Origin of the sequence: Escherichia sp. 93.0816, assembly GCF_013368855.2 — a bacterium.
GTDB lineage: Bacteria > Pseudomonadota > Gammaproteobacteria > Enterobacterales > Enterobacteriaceae > Escherichia > Escherichia ruysiae.
This window is the reverse complement of the sequence record NZ_JABWNC020000023.1, coordinates 1-16,275: the sequence shown is the minus strand read 5'-3', so window position 1 is coordinate 16,275 and position 16,275 is coordinate 1. Positions and strand designations below refer to the sequence as shown.

Genomic DNA, 16,275 nt, shown 5'->3' with positions numbered 1-16,275 from the left:
TCAGGCTCCTTTTGTTTCGTTGATTCGTTTTAAAGCGGCGGATTCATCGAATACAATCGCATCGTGGTTAAGGAGTCTGGATACACGAGCGAGGATTTTTACGACCTGCTCGCTGACTAATCCAAACTCGCGATCTGTCGCTTTCATTCCGGCAGCGCCTAGAATTGACGGCAGTGCGATGACAGCGTACTCACCGTGATAAAAGACAATCTCTTTTGCCAGTTGGGCAGGGGTGGTTGTAGCGCCATTGATAATCGATTTAAGCATTAGCAATACCTTTCGAATGGAAGAACAAACACTTCAAGGTCTTCAAGGAACGAACGGAAATTCAGCTCGTAGCACAGTTGCTCGAATGCTTTCACGTCACGATTGCCTTTGATTGTTTCGATTTCGGTAGGCGGAAACTTCGTCTCAATCAGGTTCATTAGCGTGATGTTTCTCTTGAACGCTTCGAGCATTCGACAGCCTGTTTTCTCGTTGAAGGCATTCTTCGCTAGTTTGTTGAAGGCGGTCTTATGACGCCCTTTATTAACCACGATTGAGCCGTCGTTGATGCCGCGTACCATCGTTGCGACACTTCCCCATTCATGCAGCAGCTCTTTCGCACCGCCAGCACCAATGCCACCAACACCGCTAATGTTGTCCGAGTTATCGCCTTGTAATGCTTTTGCTTCCAAAAATGCGCGAGGCGTGGCGAATCCTGTCAGCTCCGCAAATTGCTCAAAATTAACCTGCTTGTTTTTGGCGTCTTCACGCAGGCTTACCCAGCTTACGTTTTCACGAACTAACTGAAGCCAGTCGCTATCGCCTGTTAACAGATAGATGTGTTCAACGGTTGGCTGCGGTGCCATGCGGGATACCAGCAGCCCGGCCAGATCATCCGCTTCTGCATCTTTTGCAATGAGTTGGGTAACTCCAAGCGCGGTCATCATTTTGAGGATGTATGGCTTCTGGATAGCAAAGCCTTCCTTCATCTTTTTCATATCAGGATCGTCGTCGCGATTTGCTTTGTAGTCCGGGTAAAAGTCGCGACGCTTGTCACTAAATCCATCCCAAAGAATCATAGGTCGGGCATGGAGGATGGAGGCATAACGACGGACGTTCTTAACAAAGCCGAAAGCAGCCTGTACTTCCATTTCGCCGTTGTGCAATTTGTCAGATTGTTGATGGTAATAACCCAGGCTATTGCCATCTACGAAGAGATAATTCACCGGTACATTCCTTCCAAAAAGTAAGGCGTCCGTAGACGCCTTACTGGTCACGTAATGGGATTACAGAGAGTCCAGCTCTCTCAGTAGGTCATCCAGACCTTCATCTTCCGTCGCAGATGCGGTTGCTACAGATGTCGCTGCGACTGCTTCAGACTCTTTGACTGATACGGCAACGGCAGCGGAACTTGCCTCTGGTTTAAATTCAGTTTCAACGGCACGGAGGATTTCTTCATCAACCAGACTGGTTGGTTCAGAAGCCGGTGTGTGCGCGGTTGCTACAGCCGTCGCTCCTTCTGTATGACCAGTGACAGAGCCAAATCCAGGTAGTGCCGCAGCCGATGTTTTCGCGGTTGAGGAAATTGCTGGTGCAGATGCTGCGGCAGTTGGTGCAGCGATGCCAATCAGACGACCCATAGTGCGAACTGTCGACAGAAGACGAGTTTCATCAGCCTGATTTGCGTATGCGATCAGATCATGCTGGGTGTTCCAGAATTTATCTTCGATATCGCCTTTGTAGACTTTACGCTTAGGCGAGACGTCATATTTGGTATCGCGACCAGAGCCAGTACGTTTAATCAGGAATGCGTAGCCTTCCTCTTTGCTCAGTGGATTGCCGATATCATCAGCGATGTCTTCGGTGATTGCTTTGCAGATATCATCGAATACAGTAGACGGCAGCTCGATTAACTGGCATTTCTCAGCATCTGCGAAATCCTCACGAGCAGAAAGAATGCCGTTGACCAGGTAGCGAGGAGTGGCACGCATTTGACCGATGCGTTCTTCCATTGCTTTGTTACCCTTGTGACGAGCGCGACCTTCCATAACCATTTCGCATAGCTGACAAGCGCGACCGTGAGTATGTTGCTCACAAATATAAGCGTTGGTTGCTTCTTTACCTTCCTCGTTCTGATACTTAACGTAGTGCATACCGAAAGTCTGGAAGAACTTACCGTTTGGGTCGTCTTTATTCGGGAAGATGCGGATATAGTTGACGCCGTCTTTTAAGCGAGTCAGATCAACGTTGTTGCCACGTTTGGCGGCAATGTCTTCACGAGTTTTGTTAAGCAAATCAAGTAATGTCTTAGACATGTGTTTCTCCTTGTTGTGATTTGGCCGATGGCGCTATGCGCGTTGGGCTTTCGTTCATTCGTGGCTCTTTCGAGCTGTTAAATGATAGATCAGTACTTACTTATTATCTATCAAAAATCAACGGGGAGTAATAAAGCGTTCAGAGCCTAATCGCTCTAATTCAACGATGGCCATCTTTGACGCCTGAACGATCATGTCTCGGCGATGCGAAAAGGCGGCGACAGCATGTTTGTATATGTCTGCGATGTGCCGTGCTTCATCCAACTTCTGCCGTTTAGACAGATACTGTGGGTTTGTTTTAACCTTAGCGTCCAGTACAGACTCGTTGAACTTAATGCCGTTCATACTCAAGTTCTTACGCTCTGTGTCGTATAGCTTTGCTTCAACAGCTTCAAGGTTAAGTTTTGCCTCTGCGACATCTCGATCTGCCTGCGCTAGTTTTGACCCATACTCCATTAAAAGCCGTGGCTGTTTACGCCATACTTCCTCAAGGTTGTCGCGGTCGAACTCCAGATCGGCCATGATTTTAGAAAAAATATCAGTGTTCACTCTAATAGGTTCCTACTTATAAAATCTGTATCAATTATATCAAACAGAGAACGGGTTTATGGCGTCATGTCAACTTTGTTCAGGGGAAAATATTGAGATCACCGAAGATAATTAGTTGTCTTATTTTGGTAAGCTGTGCTGACCATCTTTAGGTCACATACATGAGATGGATGGGGGTGTGGCATGAACGGATGAAATTCAGTCGCCGTTGACAGATGTCAACACTGTGAATAGAATACTATTATCGGAGGCGAATGAAGCAACATCCGAATAAGCATATTCAAGCAGCCATTGACTATGCATTAAGTAAAGGCTGGATCTGGGTAGCAGCTGGTGGTGCTGCACATTGTTTTTGCAGACTGCGATGCGGTAATCCAGAAGGTGAACACAAAACTCACCAAATGAGCGTATGGTCGACTCCGGGTAATCCCGAAAACCATGCCAAACAGATCAAACGAATGGTTGATCGTTGTAAATGATTTCAAGGCGGCATTAGCCGCCTTTTGCAGAAACTGTCCAACTATCTTCAAAGGAAAACTATGGCGCTTTATAACTTCACTCTGACGCTCTCAGGCGTATCGTATGAGACGGAAGGACTGGAAGACGCGCTGTACCAAAACGGCTGTGACGATGCGCTAATTTGCGCATATGGAAACTCCGTCTATGTAGAATTTGACCGCGAAGCACAATCACTTGATGCAGCTATCGCATCTGCGGTCGACAATATTGAATCAGCCGGTATCGGTGCAATTGTTGAATCCGTCGACTCGGCTCTTGTGGGCTTAAGCGATATCGCGGAACTGACAGACCTGTCTCGCCAGGCAGTGGCGTTGCTCAAAGACGGTAAGCGCGGAAGCGGCGACTTCCCTTGCCCTGTACAACGCATAAAAGGCCAGTCTCCTCTCTGGGATTGGGCTGATGTGGCTGAATGGCTCATGAATAACGGACGACTTAAAGAGGGCGATCAAATTGTCCAAAATGCCCGAACTTTGAGTAAATGGAATCTGGCGCTTCGAAACAGCGTCTCGAAAGATTTCAACGAAATAGAGCAAATTGCGGAGAAACTGATTAAACGCCGCAAAGATATTGCGAAATGCGCATAATGATGCCCGCCAATTGGCGGGCATCTGTTCTCTGTAAAGGTGTCTGGCATCGTCTGGTTCGTTAACGTTTACTAAACCAATGGTGACAAAAATTAGTTATCTTTGAAAAATAAAGGTTGCATGAAAAGAAGGGGTATGCGTTAATAGCATCGTTGGTTTGCAAGACAGACCTTATGTAAGCAGTTTTAGTAAAGCAGTCTCAGTTCAGTGTTATCTTCTGATTTCCCTTCTTCGTGAGTCTCCTCCTTAAGTGCCTAAGTAAGTCCCAATCTATACAGATCAAATTCTCGCCGCACTATGTGGCTCACAAAATTAAGAAGGTAATATCTATGTCTAATAAAATGACTGGTTTAGTAAAATGGTTTAACTCTGATAAAGGCTTTGGCTTTATTTCTCCTGCTGATGGCAGTAAAGATGTTTTTGTACATTTTTCGGCAATTCAGAGTAATAATTTCCGCACTTTGGAAGAAGGCCAGCAGGTCGAATTCTCTATCGAGAATGGGGCTAAAGGCCCAGCAGCAGCAAATGTCGTTGCTCTAAGCTGATTCAACGCTGATGATCCTCATTTCTACAATAACGAAGACGGTGTAAGCCTGAGTGGATAGATTTGTAGGATTGTACAAGTTGAATAAATTAGCATGGTAAGGCCATGCTAATTAAATCGACACAACGGCCAGTTTATTCCATAAAAGTGAATTGCCCATTGTGGCGAAATGCGGGGTTGCCGCATGAATAGTCAAAGGCAGAAGCTAACTGCCGGCATGGCAAAACAAAGTGCGTAAGAGGAGTGACTTCCTCAACAAGCGCCATAATTCTTTATAAACCCGCCAACAGGCGGGTTTTCTTTATTACTTATTTATTGTCTCCGCGATATCAGCCAGAATGGCCTCCAGTCGCTCTCCTTCTTCCGGTCGGAAGTACAGGATATTCGGGTTAAATCCGTAGAAGACGGTTGCATCAAGCTCTGGGAAGTACTCCTTACGACCAATCAGATCTGATGGTTTACTCTTATTGTTAAATAGTGCGGTTGAACGACTACCACACGTCAAAATGTAGGTTGGTCGTACAAGATTAATTTCTTCCCGCATAAAGTCTGTGAACTGGCCTATCTCGTCTTTGGTATAGTCTTTCTCTTTGTCCTTAACCTTCTTACAAACACCCGTGACATAAAGATCGCCCATGCGCAGATCTCCAACTGTCAGTAGTTTTGCCTTAAAGTCGTCGTATCCGTTCTCCATGAAGTAGCCGGTACGAGCGTCATTGCCGTTCGCATTGTCCAGAATGATCATGATTTTGGGTTTAATACCAATAGTCGGGCGTATCAACTCCTCACCCAAGCCCATTTCAGCCGCCATACGTGTCATGAGTACGTTGATTTCGGCAGAACGCTTAGGATTCATTTCGAACGGACGTGATGCTTTAACAGCGTCAATGATGAGATTGCCCATCAGCTCAGCCTGGTCGCGCAGTCGTTCAGGATCAGTTGCTGGCAGACTGCCTGGCTCAATTGACGCAAAAGCCCCTACTTTATGAAGCGACTCGCGTACACGACTGTTACATGCACGCTTCTCGACCGCTTCATCGAATTGTGCCACTGACTCGAATTTGCCACCAACTTTCTCACGCGCACGCATAATTGCCTGACAACCATTTTCAGAACAGCCTTTCACAGCAGAGAATGGCGCATACAGTGCCTGACTGCCGTCTTCGAGTGTGCGGATCTCAATTCGGTTAGATGACACATTAACGTCTGGTGGCAATACGCGAATGCCATAGGTCAGCGCATCCTTCACCAGCCCCTGATGCTTATCCTCGCCCAGAATGGTGAGCGCAGCTGCGAAGAACTCAGCAGGGTAGTGCGTCTTTAGCCACATAGACTGATAACTGATTAAAGAATAAGCAACGGAGTGTGATTTATTGAACTGATAGGCTCCGTTTTTCTCAAATGCGGTCCAGATCTCCTTCGCTTTCATCTCTGATAGCCCTGGATGTGACGCTGTAACGCGTACTGCGTTTATAGGTAGTTTTGCGCCGTGCTCAAGTGCCTCTTCGACAGTTTTCAGAGTTCCGTCTTCGCATTTAAAATGTTCCGCACGGTGAATGCGCTGTGTAGTGCCATCTTCCAGCTCAACGTCTATCCAGCCAGCTTGAGCCTGAACGATGAACTTCTCGCCCATGCTCTTCATTTTTTCCATGTTCTTCTTACCGATTGCGGAACGCACAGCGTCAGCTTCAGCCATTGTGAAGCCGGCAAGCAATCGAGTCGCGTTCATCGTCTGTTCCTGATAGAGAATCACGCCATTTGTTTCCGCGGTAAGTTCATCAAGAACGGGGTGTAATGATTCCGGCGTCATAAAGCCTTTGGCGACAGAAACATAGTCATCCAACATGCCTGATTGAATTGGCCCCGGCCGGAAGAGCGCAGTTGTAGCGACGACCGTTTTAAAGCTCATTGGCTCAATTCCACCACCTAAATCTTTAAGCAGCTTGCGCATTGGGCCTGATTCAAGCTGGAAAACACCTTGAGTGTACCCAGCAGCAAAACCATCCAGCACCTTGCGATCTTCAAGAGAAATGGCATCAAGATTGATATCTTCACCTGTGTTCTCTTTTATGTAGCGTTTTGCACTATCGAGCAAATCGAGAGTTGCCAGGCCAAGCACGTCCAGCTTAATTAGGCCCATAGCCTCGCAGTAACGCTTGTCAAATGCGATACAACGCGCGTCACCACGGCGCTCAACCGGTGTACGTTCTGTCAGAGGAACACCTGCTACGATCATCCCTGCCGCATGTCTACCAAAGCCACGCATAAGGCTTTGTAACTTGCAGGCTGCATTGAATGCATCAGGATATTTTGTTGCGTATTTGTCGAGACTTGCCAGTTGTTCGCGCAGCTCTTCCAATGGAAGGCTATCATCCTCGACGTTCTTCAGTTCTTTTGATACCGCCATATCTGCGGACTCCACACCATAAATACGAGCGGTATCACGTAGTGCAGAGGCTGCGCCCAGGTAGGTGAAGTTCGGAATACCCGCAACGTAATCTTCGCCGTAGCGTTCATTCAGATACTCGATCACCTCATGGCGACGTGCCTGGCTGAAGTCCAAGTCCGCATCCGGCAAGTCGAGACGCTCAGGGTTGATGAAACGCTCAAACAGAAGACCGTGACGGATTGGGTCGACGTTGGTTATGCCTATGCACCACGCCACCAGAGAACCGGCAGAGGAACCACGACCAGGCCCAACGGGAATGCCAGTTTCACGACTATGATTCATCAGATCGCGTACCATCAGGAAGTAACCACAAAATCCCAGGCGAGTCAGCGTGTCCATTTCGTACTTTAGCCGCTCAACATAAACCCTGTTCTCAGAAGCAGGTGGTGTGTAGCCAAACTCTTTTGTGGTAAGACGTTTACGCAGCCCTGCAACAGCCAGTTTCATAAGCGTTGCAGGCTCGTCGTCTGCCATCTTTGGCAGTGCTGGCGGCAATTCATGCCAGCGCCATGTGCAGGCATCGATAATGGTATCCTGCGTTGTTGAGGCCATTGCAGCTGTTACCGGCACATCCATGCGAACGGAGAAGGCTTTAAGCGCCTCAAGGAGATGGCGGCGACCATTGACGGCGTTATCTCGCTGGTGGGGGATACGCAGACGATGCGGCTGGTCGATTTTGATGTTGTTCGTAACCATGTGCGCAATGTCTTTAATGTCTGCATCGTCGATCGATTCGTAATAAGCGGGATAGAACGCCACTGGCTCTATTTTCAATGCGCTGGCGACTTTCATCGCCCGGACGTTAATCTGGTCGTAGAATGGGGTAGGGTGCGGATAAACCACACTATAGAAGTTGTCTTTTCCACCCGCTGTAATCAGTGTGCTTATGATTTTTGCAAAATCGTTGCGTTGGAACACGCTACCGATGTCGGAAGTAAGCAGGATGATGTTGCCTTTGGCATATGTAGAAACCAACTGTTCGAGCGAGAGACGCGGTACAAAGTAGAACTGTTCTCGTGTGTTGGCCGCCGTCATTAGTTCGCAGATGTCGCGATATCCTTGCTCATTTTTAATTAGAGCGGTAAACGAGTAGTTACGTCCCCGCTCTAATGATTCCATACATCTCATAGATTCTTTAGCAAGTTTAGCCCGGTGCTCGTATGTGGGATCATCAACAATGTTTAGTTTCACACCACAAATAACCGCCATGTCGTCACCAGCGGCACGTTGTAGTGGAATAACGCTCGCAATATTCATGCTATCTGCTGAAATTACAGCGGTGTAGCCAGCTTCTCTGGCAATCTTCACCGCGTTTTCTGCTTTTAGAGCCGACTCCCCAAGTGAGAAGTCAGTTCGAACCATCAGTGCCTTCATGTGTTTTTACCTTTCTGGTTTTTTTGATTTTGTCATTGGGGAAGCCTACGAACTTCCCATGCATCGAAATCGCAACTTCTTTTGCTGATTGGTGACAATCGGGCTTGTCTGGACACACCAGACAAGCCTTACCAGTTTCAGAAGCAGCGATAAGAGAGCCGAAACATCCTTTACGCACGATTAACCAAATATTTTTTGAACAACTTCACGAGCCGCTTGTGCAGAAGCTGAAGGGAGTTTGTTAATGAAAGAACGCTCAATACCTGTCACAAAGTCGCCTCGCATCATTCCAATCTTGGCCGACAACAAAAGTTCACGAGGGCCAATTGGCTGACTGATAAGGTGTTCTTCGTATCCATCGCGAACGATACCGGCAAACTTAACCATCTTTTCTGCGTATTCATCCACGATACCGGCATTTATCAACATGTTGATCTCTGCCTCTTTGCTCATGTATTTCACATTCGAAACGATGCCAAAACGCGAAAAGTTCGCGGCGTTCTGGATGTTTGTACCCTGGTACAAGCCGGTTTCATCACCAGATCCGTTCGTGTTGCCAGTGCCAATGAAAGCAAACCGTTCATGTGGAGTAATGCGACGCCATTCTGGAGTCGCCTCTTTGATGACCAACGCTTCACCTTCCAGCACTGGCTGATACACGCCAAGAATCTGTGGAAACGCAAAGTCGTATTCATCCGCGAGGTAAACCCAGCCATGCTTCATTGCGAGCGCAAGCAAGCCAGGCTCGAAATACGTAGAGCCATCACGCGCCAGAATTTGTCCCGTAACATGAGCCTCTTCCATTGATGCTGTATGTTGGGCACGGATTAACGGACGATTGAGCAAAGCACATAGTTGTGTAGGCAATGAAGATTTGCCTGTTCCTGCATGACCCCACAAATAGCCAGGTATGCCAAGTTCAAGCATCATGAAAATGTCTTTGATCAGTTCGAAGTCGCCATATACGTATCCCTTCTTCACTTCTGGAACGAACTCTGGAAACGGCGTATTGACGTTGACGCTAACCATGAGCGGCGTCCCACGTTTTGTTCCGAGTTCTTTCACCGTTACATTTAGCAGTTCGTGAGCTGCGACCAGATCTGTCTTGTACTCAACTGTGCCTGTGTAGCCTGGGCTACTGGTCACGCCAGATGATTTGGCCATTTCGCTTTTTTGCTCGGCACGTTTAGCTTGAATTGCATCAAGTGCCTTTTTCGATAGCGTTGGCTCATCTGGAAACTGTGTTGTGTACATTTTCAGTACGGTGTCAGGATCGGCATCTTTTACTGACTCAGGAATGCCCTCGCAATTACCATTGGCTACATGGGACTTAAAATAGTGAAATGATTTTCCGCACCACTTGCAAACAAGGTAATCAGAAGGATTTTTTTCATTTTGCAGTGCAGTAGTAGTCATGCGTTTTTCCTTTGTTTTCTAATGAGCGTTCAACTTCTTATATAAATATATCATTATCTATCGTAAGTGGTTACTTATCGTTAAGGCTGTTTTGTTCACTTTAAAATGATACGAGATAGTTCAGTAACTACAGATGAACCAAGACTATCAACGCTCGTTACCAGGGCATGATTTGAGTAAAATCTCTCCGGTGCGTCAGTCATGATGCCAATTGCCATCAAATCAATATCAGTCTGCGTTTCAATTTGCTTCGCAACTGAACGCAAATGAGCGTCAAAACCTCTCCCAACAGCCCACGGCGCGCCATCACTCAGAACAAGCATGATCTTCCTGTCCTCCATGCGACCGGAAAATAACGATGCAAGGCTGGCTATGCTTTCACCATCCACGTTATTAAGAAGTGGGAATGTGTAGCCTACGCACCCCATACGTGAGCGAACTTCGCGAGAATTTACCTTTTCATTCCAATTTTTGATGATAGGTAGCATTAAAGATTCAAAGCGAGAGAACTCATACTTGACAGCCTTAAGTTCTCCTGCCGCCATATGACTACCAAATGTAGTGAAGCCGGTGATAATGTTGGGAACATTTATTCGATCAAGTGCATCGGCGATGGTATATGCACTTGCAAGAGCTAGTTTTATCGTTTCGCCACTCATTGAACCCGATAAATCAATCACTTGTTGAACACAGGCGTTAACGGCTTTAGATTCTTCTTTTTTACGAAACACGCGATCATCATTCATTGTTAATCTGTAGATACTTGAACCATGAATGCGCCCCCGACGCTGGCCAGGTATAAACTGAACTCTGTTTCTGCTTGCTATTGCACGTTCCAGGTCTTTTGCCAGCGTCGACGAAACACCTGACGAAAGGTGCTTTTCAATATATTTGTCGAAGAGTTGGTTGCCTTCAGGAACGATGCGATAACGGCTGATTGGATATCCACCTAAATCAATATCGGAGAATGTTTTAATAAGCCGTTTGATATGGGCTTCTGCCTGATCAATCGAGCCGATGAAGTCGTATGAGCGATTGTATGGCCTGTATTCGCTTTTCGAGCTTTCTGTTAACTCGCTTTTAATCGTTTCGGATAGCGCATCTTCTGTCATGCCTCCGACTTCATCTTCCATGCTATCCAACTCCTCTAAAGCCTCTTCCAGACTCATTTTTGACGGAGTTGGAATGTCTGAAGAGCCGTCTTCTGTCGATTTTCTTTTTTCGTGGTCAGTGGTAAATGATTCTGACGCCGCGTTATCAGAAGCACCAGAATCTGATACCTCTTTATCATTTTCTGTATCATCGAATATTGTTTCTGATGATTCAGAATTATCTGAATCATCACTGTCGTTATTATCATGTTTGTGCTTACTGTGTGATTCTGATTTGATAGATTTGTGATTATCTAACGCTGAGGGTGTCTCATGATCTTCGTTGTCTTCATTGTTTTCTCCAGAGGCATCCGTCTGGTCAGCGTCTGAAGGATCGGAAGTTTTTCCCGGAGCTGACTCCTTACCTTTGCTTTCACTTTCAGTGTCTTTGAGGATCTTAGCTATGGTCGCAGCCACCTTTACACAATCCTCGGTGCAAGACATGTTACGCACGGCCACATCGATACCATGTTCTTTTAATAATGAAATTGGTTTCTCAATGACAGGCCAATATTCATCCATGAAATCTACGAACGGTGCTTGGCCATCCCAGGCTCTTACAACCGGACAGAGAAAGAAGTTTAGAAAAAGCGCGCGCTGATCTTTGCCACAATAAGCAATAGCCTCTGAAGCCTTTGGTTTAAAGACTTTTTCGATTATAAGGCGCTGAGTTGCCATCAGATTACGTCTTGTTCCGTTAAAGACCTGACCCATTTTTCGCTCGATGAACACGTCTTCTAAGGCATTCCATAGCGACCAGGAAGGAACGCGTCCTTTTTCTCTCATTTTGTTGGACACACGAATATCGGTAAACAAAATGTGAGCAACCTCATGATCGAGAAATCCGCGCACAGCATTCATCAATGCCGGTGTTGCGTTATCCGGGATTGATGGGATGTTTACGAGAATTGGCTCTCCATCATCGTTATAGCGTACATAAGCGTCGTCCCCTCGTTCTGCAACAGGGATGTTTTTACCTGAAAGGAGAGCGACTACTCGTTTTACACTGTCACGGAAGTCCTGAACCTCTTTGATGGAACGTTTTTTAGACATGGCTAATCCTTTGTTATGAAAACAAATTATTTACTAGTGTGTTTAATGTAGCACTGCGCGAACAGGGAACTAAGCCATTCGCGCAGGGAGAAGAGGGGTTAACAGATTCTGACGGCTAAAGACCAGGAGCCGGTATTGAGAAGCGTGAAGCGTTTGTTGTTAAGTTCGAATATAAAGCCAGTTGTGTCATTCACACCAACCTGAATCTGCTCATTCGGTAGATCGGTGAGGATGTCAGCTACACACTCATCAGCTAATTTCTGTACGTGTCCGATCTCAAGAGCGATTAGGCTGGAAATAGTGGTGTTCATTCAATCAATCCATTCTAACTTATACTATGGTAAGGAATACTACTAAAATTTGTATCAATACTGAATACATTCATATCATATGCAAGTTGATTTTCTTACCTGTTTTGGGCTAATTTTTCTCCGTGCAATGGCCTTTAACCGGTCTTTTAAGTGCCTATCGAAAAAAATGATAATAGCTTTACAACCCTAACCTTTGATGTAATATCGGTAAGCACTTACCAGAGAGAATTGAACGCGCAAAGGTTGTAACCATGTCTGATAACAAGATTGAATTTATAGAAAGTCGCTACGCTGCTTTTATCGCAGGGTTGATTGAATCCTCACCTATGAGCCAGGCCCAGATAGCCAAAACAATTGGGTATAAAAACGCCAACAACCTTTCTTTAATTAAAAGCGGCAAAATTCCTTTGCCTATCGATAAGGTTCGTCCGCTGGCGCTGGCACTGGGCATTGAGCCAAGTCGTCTTATGATGATGGTGCTGGAAGAACGCCAACCCGAACTCGCAGCATTTTTATACAAAGAAGGCACTGCTCCTCTTAACGAGGACGAAAAACAGGTTCTTGCTGCATATAACGAGCGATTCGGTAAAGAGAAAGGCGCATCACAAAAGGTTGTTGAGGCCATAAAGTCTCTATGAAAAATTTACACGAATAAGCTCTGTTGATAGACGATCTCCCTTAAATTTGTGGTCAATTTCGTCTAAATCCGGTTGCTCTACGATTGATGCGATGTACGTCGAGAAACTTTCTAAGGCGTCTCGCATCTCGTCCATATAATCGTGCCGGTCGTAGACCCGATCTATCCCCTCAAGACTGTGGTTCATGATTTTACGTGATACCTCCTGGCTTATGCCTAATGCTGGGAAGTAACTACGCGCAGTACGGCGCAAATCTCGGGGTGTAAATGGCTCAAGCTCCATCAGTTCTGGTCGTTCCAGAATACGACGTAATGCCTGGGCTATTGCCACTTTAGACATAGGAAGGTCTTTCCCGATTTTTTTATTCGAAGGCACGAGCCACTGGCTGTCTTTACCATATTCGAACAACTCTTCAATACAAGTGCGCATTAATGAGCTTAAAGGCAGAGAATGCTCACGGGCAGATTTGTTCCTCTTGCCTTGATTCCAAACCCCACGCTTAAGATTGAACTCACTTTTTTTAGCCCGCAGTACTTCGTCAGGTCGTCTTGCGGATACAAGACATAGCCTGGCCGCCCATTTTGTACCAGCACACACATTGAAGTAGTCCCATATATTCCAGAACACCCATACCTCTGCGTCGGTCAGCTTCCGCTCGCGAGGTGTGGGCTTTGCGCCACCGGCAACTTTGTTAAGTGACATATCGTTTAACGGTGACACGTCTATCATCCCCTGGAAGGCGCACCAGCTAAGGAACTGCTTCATCAGAGAGAAAACGCGGCGGCCCATAACAATTTTGCCATCCAGTATTAGTGGGTTGACCAGTTGGTTCACCATGAACCTATTAATGTCACTTACTTTTACATCGGCAATGTGCGGCAAAACATGTATCAAAATACAATGAACAGCGATCTCTGGCCGACGTCTGGTTATCAGCAGAGATAAGCGAGTGAATAACATGAATGCGTCCGAGAATCTCATGTCATTGCTGACCTGGGAGATCATAACGGCCTGCATTTGAGATGCTCTTTCGAGATACTCTATCGCCTCTTTTGAGGTGTTCTCCGCAGCGCGTGCTCTGTCAAAGCTATTTTTCATATGACAATCACCGAGTTACGCCGATGCACTGTATAAGTAAACAGTATATTAGGCATAGATTCTTATAGGATCAAGAGTAAAAGTAACTCATTTTCAGCAATGATTCCATACATAGTAGGTATGGAATCATTTAAGGGAGGAATTTAAATTCTGAGGCGTTATTAATATGATTGTTAAGGGTTAGTGAGAGCTTGAAATGCGGCCGCGTAGGCAGCGATATCGACCATAATTTTTGGATCTTTCGCGTACTGATGTGCGTTGTTAGGGAAGATTGCCAATAGGCTATACACATCTTGGAAATGTGCATGTTGACTGTAAACGAGTGCACGGTCGCTTGTGCAATCGAATCTGCTGCGGCTGCTGGTTCGTTCTTGCTTCGTGAACAAGAGATGAACGTGATAAACGCGGGAGGACACGATAGCACCAGGAGCCGTATACGGGCCATCTTTGCCGAATATGGCTGGGTACATGCCTTGTTTAAACGACTTGAAATCGTTGAGTAACGTAATCTCTAAGTCAGGCTTTATATCGAAGGTCGGCTTTAAAAATTGGGCGTAACTATCACTGTTCCATGTGATCTTCATCGTTCAACCTCAATGGAATGAGAAGTTGGCGAAGACGTCCTCATCAATGAGGCCAGTCTGCGATTCGATGACGTTTACGTCGTTAAAACACTGATTTAAAATCAATAGCAGATCAGAGATAGCTAAACGATACTCAGTTACAGAATCGCTCAAGCGTTTCAAATATGGATGAGGTTGCTCAGAGTCGCGAATCAACTTGTTAACGAATCCCTCCAAACCACGAATGGTCAGGTCAACGTTCTTCAGTTCTTCGTAACGACTTTCACCGAAGTTGCTGCGAATCTTTTCCGCTTTCCATCCAGAGATGGCATGGGCTAAGCGAACGTGTTTCGCCGTCAATTCTGCGAGCTTGCTTTCAATCTTTGCCAGCTGTGCCGCATCGCGGTTCTCTTGAACAGGAATAGCCGGAGTGCTCACATAGGTTTGTGTTTTGAATCCTGTGAATTTCGCAGAGGGCTTCATCGTGCCACGGAAGCGTCGATATCCACGCGGTTCAATAAAATCACGCCCAGATTTAGCTGTAGGCTTTGCGTTTGAAAAGCGTGAAGCGTTAGAGGTCACAGTAGCAAGGGCATTGCTAATGACACTCATATCTTCTAGGCAATTTTCTAAACGCATAAAACCTCTTAACTACTCAATGGCTCGTAACTAAGTGTACGCTGTGCTGATGAAAGCTACAAATAATAAATGGCCCCAAAAGGAGCCGTATTGTATTACAGAGTGCTCGCAAAAGCAGCAAATTCTGTGTATCCGCCAATCGGCTGGCCATCGATCAGCACCTGGGGGATCGTCTCTACCGGTTTACCAACAATTTCGCTAAGTTTTTCCTTATCGATACCGGCAGTGGTGATGTCGATGTACTCATAATCACCGTAGCCATGTCCCTTTAGTTGCTTCGCCAGCTCGACCGCACGTTTGCAGTATGAGCAGTTATCTCGTCCATAGATAGTGATCGTCATTGCTTTGCCTCGTTATGCGCTTCGCTGGGGAACGTGTAGCGGTTAGTGAAAGAGCTGAGGTGGTAGTGCTCGTGAATGTATGGATTTGACTTCTGCACCTGACGAGATGCGCGACGCGCATGTTTACATTTATTTCCCATATTGAGTCCTTTCAAGTGAGTATCCGAAAGAACTATACAGTTAACGTGCGTAAAAAGTAAGTGCTTACCTATCATTTATTGATAGAAGAATAGCCGCCTGTCGTGTGATACTATTTACAGAACTAAACTGGCTTTCCACAAGGTGTAAAATGACTATCCTTGAAAATCCTGATGCGAATGTTGAATCTGTTTATAGTCTTCATCCAACCACGTTGTTTCATTTTACAAAAAACGAAGATGCTTTCTATAGCATATTGGCTGAGAAATATTTTAAACCATTTCTTGCTCGCGAGGAAATAAGAGGAGTCGGGGGACGCAGGAGGTTTGCAGTACCAATGGTATCGTTTTGTGACATAAAACTATCACAAATCAGAGATCATAGCGGAAAATATGGAGAATTCGGTCTTGGGCTAACTAAGTCTTGGGCGGAAAAGAAAGGTCTACACCCAGTTCTATATATGAATAAGAGTAGTGAAATATTTTCTAAATACAATGCCAGAATTCGACTTATTAAAAATAAGTTGGTGCCGCTTTGGAAGGCTAGAGGAAATTTAGATACCAAAAACAGAATAGAGTTTGAGAAATTGAAAGCAGAATACTCTGATC

Annotated in this window: 18 protein-coding genes; 5 read left to right on the top strand and 13 right to left on the bottom strand. The window is 45.9% G+C overall.

Annotated elements, in window-relative coordinates; genetic code table 11:
• The 4 genes from HEM79_RS18700 to HEM79_RS18685 form a co-directional block, all read right to left on the bottom strand.
• Positions 1–267, bottom strand: coding sequence for a hypothetical protein (locus tag HEM79_RS18700; RefSeq protein WP_000920224.1), 267 nt, complete (start codon positions 265–267; stop codon positions 1–3).
• Positions 267–1,211, bottom strand: coding sequence for a 5'-3' exonuclease family protein (locus HEM79_RS18695; RefSeq protein WP_001755518.1), 945 nt, complete (start codon positions 1,209–1,211; stop codon positions 267–269). Before HEM79_RS18695 ends, HEM79_RS18700 begins: the two co-directional genes overlap by 1 nt.
• 60 nt (positions 1,212–1,271) lie before the next feature.
• Entirely contained in the window at positions 1,272–2,300 is a 1,029-nt protein-coding gene (locus tag HEM79_RS18690; RefSeq protein ID WP_001717300.1) for a hypothetical protein, read from the bottom strand.
• Positions 2,301–2,417: 117 nt separating this feature from the next.
• Positions 2,418–2,822 (bottom strand): hypothetical protein, encoded by a 405-nt coding sequence (locus HEM79_RS18685; RefSeq protein ID WP_001351984.1) that lies wholly within the window; start codon positions 2,820–2,822, stop codon positions 2,418–2,420.
• Positions 2,823–3,103: 281 nt separating this feature from the next.
• Here HEM79_RS18685 and HEM79_RS22750 point away from each other — a divergent pair, with 281 nt between their 5' ends.
• The 3 genes from HEM79_RS22750 (at position 3,104) to cspG (ending at position 4,497) form a co-directional block, all read left to right on the top strand.
• Positions 3,104–3,328: a hypothetical protein gene (locus HEM79_RS22750; RefSeq protein ID WP_001351985.1), complete on the top strand. Its 225-nt coding sequence runs from the start codon at positions 3,104–3,106 to the stop codon at positions 3,326–3,328.
• Positions 3,329–3,388: 60 nt separating this feature from the next.
• Entirely contained in the window at positions 3,389–3,952 is a 564-nt protein-coding gene (locus tag HEM79_RS18680; protein WP_001240351.1) for a helix-turn-helix transcriptional regulator, read from the top strand.
• Positions 3,953–4,281: 329 nt separating this feature from the next.
• Positions 4,282–4,497, top strand: coding sequence for a cold shock protein CspG (cspG, locus tag HEM79_RS18675; RefSeq protein ID WP_000066497.1), 216 nt, complete (start codon positions 4,282–4,284; stop codon positions 4,495–4,497).
• A gap of 303 nt (positions 4,498–4,800) precedes the next feature.
• On the opposite strand, the gene dnaE is transcribed toward cspG, so the two are convergent.
• The 4 genes from dnaE to HEM79_RS18655 all read right to left on the bottom strand — a co-directional run bounded on the left by dnaE (position 4,801) and on the right by HEM79_RS18655 (position 12,250).
• On the bottom strand, positions 4,801–8,319 hold the full coding sequence (dnaE, locus tag HEM79_RS18670; protein ID WP_060965158.1) for a DNA polymerase III subunit alpha: 3,519 nt from the start codon (positions 8,317–8,319) through the stop codon (positions 4,801–4,803).
• Positions 8,320–8,499: 180 nt separating this feature from the next.
• Positions 8,500–9,735: an AAA family ATPase gene (locus tag HEM79_RS18665; protein ID WP_001717302.1), complete on the bottom strand. Its 1,236-nt coding sequence runs from the start codon at positions 9,733–9,735 to the stop codon at positions 8,500–8,502.
• Positions 9,736–9,830: 95 nt separating this feature from the next.
• On the bottom strand, positions 9,831–11,939 hold the full coding sequence (locus HEM79_RS18660; RefSeq protein WP_060965157.1) for a cobaltochelatase CobT-related protein: 2,109 nt from the start codon (positions 11,937–11,939) through the stop codon (positions 9,831–9,833).
• A 98-nt stretch (positions 11,940–12,037) separates the two neighbouring features.
• Positions 12,038–12,250, bottom strand: a complete 213-nt coding sequence (locus HEM79_RS18655) for a hypothetical protein (protein WP_024269779.1) — start codon at positions 12,248–12,250, stop codon at positions 12,038–12,040.
• A 251-nt stretch (positions 12,251–12,501) separates the two neighbouring features.
• Here HEM79_RS18655 and HEM79_RS18650 point away from each other — a divergent pair, with 251 nt between their 5' ends.
• Entirely contained in the window at positions 12,502–12,888 is a 387-nt protein-coding gene (locus HEM79_RS18650; protein WP_001282576.1) for a transcriptional regulator, read from the top strand.
• Here the strand turns inward: HEM79_RS18650 and HEM79_RS18645 are convergent.
• The 5 genes from HEM79_RS18645 to HEM79_RS18625 all read right to left on the bottom strand — a co-directional run bounded on the left by HEM79_RS18645 (position 12,883) and on the right by HEM79_RS18625 (position 15,669).
• Positions 12,883–13,986 (bottom strand): tyrosine-type recombinase/integrase, encoded by a 1,104-nt coding sequence (locus HEM79_RS18645; RefSeq protein ID WP_000797845.1) that lies wholly within the window; start codon positions 13,984–13,986, stop codon positions 12,883–12,885. The two genes, HEM79_RS18650 and HEM79_RS18645, sit on opposite strands and share 6 nt — an antisense overlap.
• A gap of 173 nt (positions 13,987–14,159) precedes the next feature.
• A complete protein-coding gene (locus HEM79_RS18640; protein ID WP_176242876.1) occupies positions 14,160–14,570 on the bottom strand; it encodes a type II toxin-antitoxin system YafO family toxin in 411 nt (136 codons plus the stop codon).
• A gap of 9 nt (positions 14,571–14,579) precedes the next feature.
• Positions 14,580–15,188 (bottom strand): hypothetical protein, encoded by a 609-nt coding sequence (locus HEM79_RS18635; protein ID WP_176242877.1) that lies wholly within the window; start codon positions 15,186–15,188, stop codon positions 14,580–14,582.
• Between the two features lie 95 nt (positions 15,189–15,283).
• Positions 15,284–15,529, bottom strand: coding sequence for a GrxA family glutaredoxin (locus tag HEM79_RS18630; protein WP_175617228.1), 246 nt, complete (start codon positions 15,527–15,529; stop codon positions 15,284–15,286).
• Positions 15,526–15,669, bottom strand: a complete 144-nt coding sequence (locus tag HEM79_RS18625; RefSeq protein ID WP_155082129.1) for a hypothetical protein — start codon at positions 15,667–15,669, stop codon at positions 15,526–15,528. Before HEM79_RS18625 ends, HEM79_RS18630 begins: the two co-directional genes overlap by 4 nt.
• 149 nt (positions 15,670–15,818) lie before the next feature.
• Here HEM79_RS18625 and HEM79_RS18620 point away from each other — a divergent pair.
• Positions 15,819–16,275, top strand: a 457-nt coding sequence (locus tag HEM79_RS18620) for an abortive infection system antitoxin AbiGi family protein (protein ID WP_286178629.1), incomplete at its 3' end; no start/stop codon positions are given.

Bases quoted from the DNA above. Each gene is read 5' to 3' on its own strand.
- HEM79_RS18640 (WP_176242876.1), bottom strand. From the start codon at position 14,570: ATGAAGATCACATGGAACAGTGATAGTTACGCCCAATTTTTAAAGCCG.
- HEM79_RS18700 (WP_000920224.1), bottom strand. From the start codon at position 267: ATGCTTAAATCGATTATCAATGGCGCTACAACCACCCCTGCCCAACTG.
- HEM79_RS18630 (WP_175617228.1), bottom strand. From the start codon at position 15,529: ATGACGATCACTATCTATGGACGAGATAACTGCTCATACTGCAAACGT.
- HEM79_RS18650 (WP_001282576.1), top strand. From the start codon at position 12,502: ATGTCTGATAACAAGATTGAATTTATAGAAAGTCGCTACGCTGCTTTT.
- HEM79_RS18665 (WP_001717302.1), bottom strand. From the start codon at position 9,735: ATGACTACTACTGCACTGCAAAATGAAAAAAATCCTTCTGATTACCTT.
- HEM79_RS18655 (WP_024269779.1), bottom strand. From the start codon at position 12,250: ATGAACACCACTATTTCCAGCCTAATCGCTCTTGAGATCGGACACGTA.
- HEM79_RS18660 (WP_060965157.1), bottom strand. From the start codon at position 11,939: ATGTCTAAAAAACGTTCCATCAAAGAGGTTCAGGACTTCCGTGACAGT.
- HEM79_RS18645 (WP_000797845.1), bottom strand. From the start codon at position 13,986: ATGAAAAATAGCTTTGACAGAGCACGCGCTGCGGAGAACACCTCAAAA.
- cspG (WP_000066497.1), top strand. From the start codon at position 4,282: ATGTCTAATAAAATGACTGGTTTAGTAAAATGGTTTAACTCTGATAAA.
- HEM79_RS22750 (WP_001351985.1), top strand. From the start codon at position 3,104: ATGAAGCAACATCCGAATAAGCATATTCAAGCAGCCATTGACTATGCA.
- dnaE (WP_060965158.1), bottom strand. From the start codon at position 8,319: ATGAAGGCACTGATGGTTCGAACTGACTTCTCACTTGGGGAGTCGGCT.
- HEM79_RS18690 (WP_001717300.1), bottom strand. From the start codon at position 2,300: ATGTCTAAGACATTACTTGATTTGCTTAACAAAACTCGTGAAGACATT.
- HEM79_RS18680 (WP_001240351.1), top strand. From the start codon at position 3,389: ATGGCGCTTTATAACTTCACTCTGACGCTCTCAGGCGTATCGTATGAG.
- HEM79_RS18635 (WP_176242877.1), bottom strand. From the start codon at position 15,188: ATGCGTTTAGAAAATTGCCTAGAAGATATGAGTGTCATTAGCAATGCC.
- HEM79_RS18685 (WP_001351984.1), bottom strand. From the start codon at position 2,822: ATGGCCGATCTGGAGTTCGACCGCGACAACCTTGAGGAAGTATGGCGT.
- HEM79_RS18625 (WP_155082129.1), bottom strand. From the start codon at position 15,669: ATGGGAAATAAATGTAAACATGCGCGTCGCGCATCTCGTCAGGTGCAG.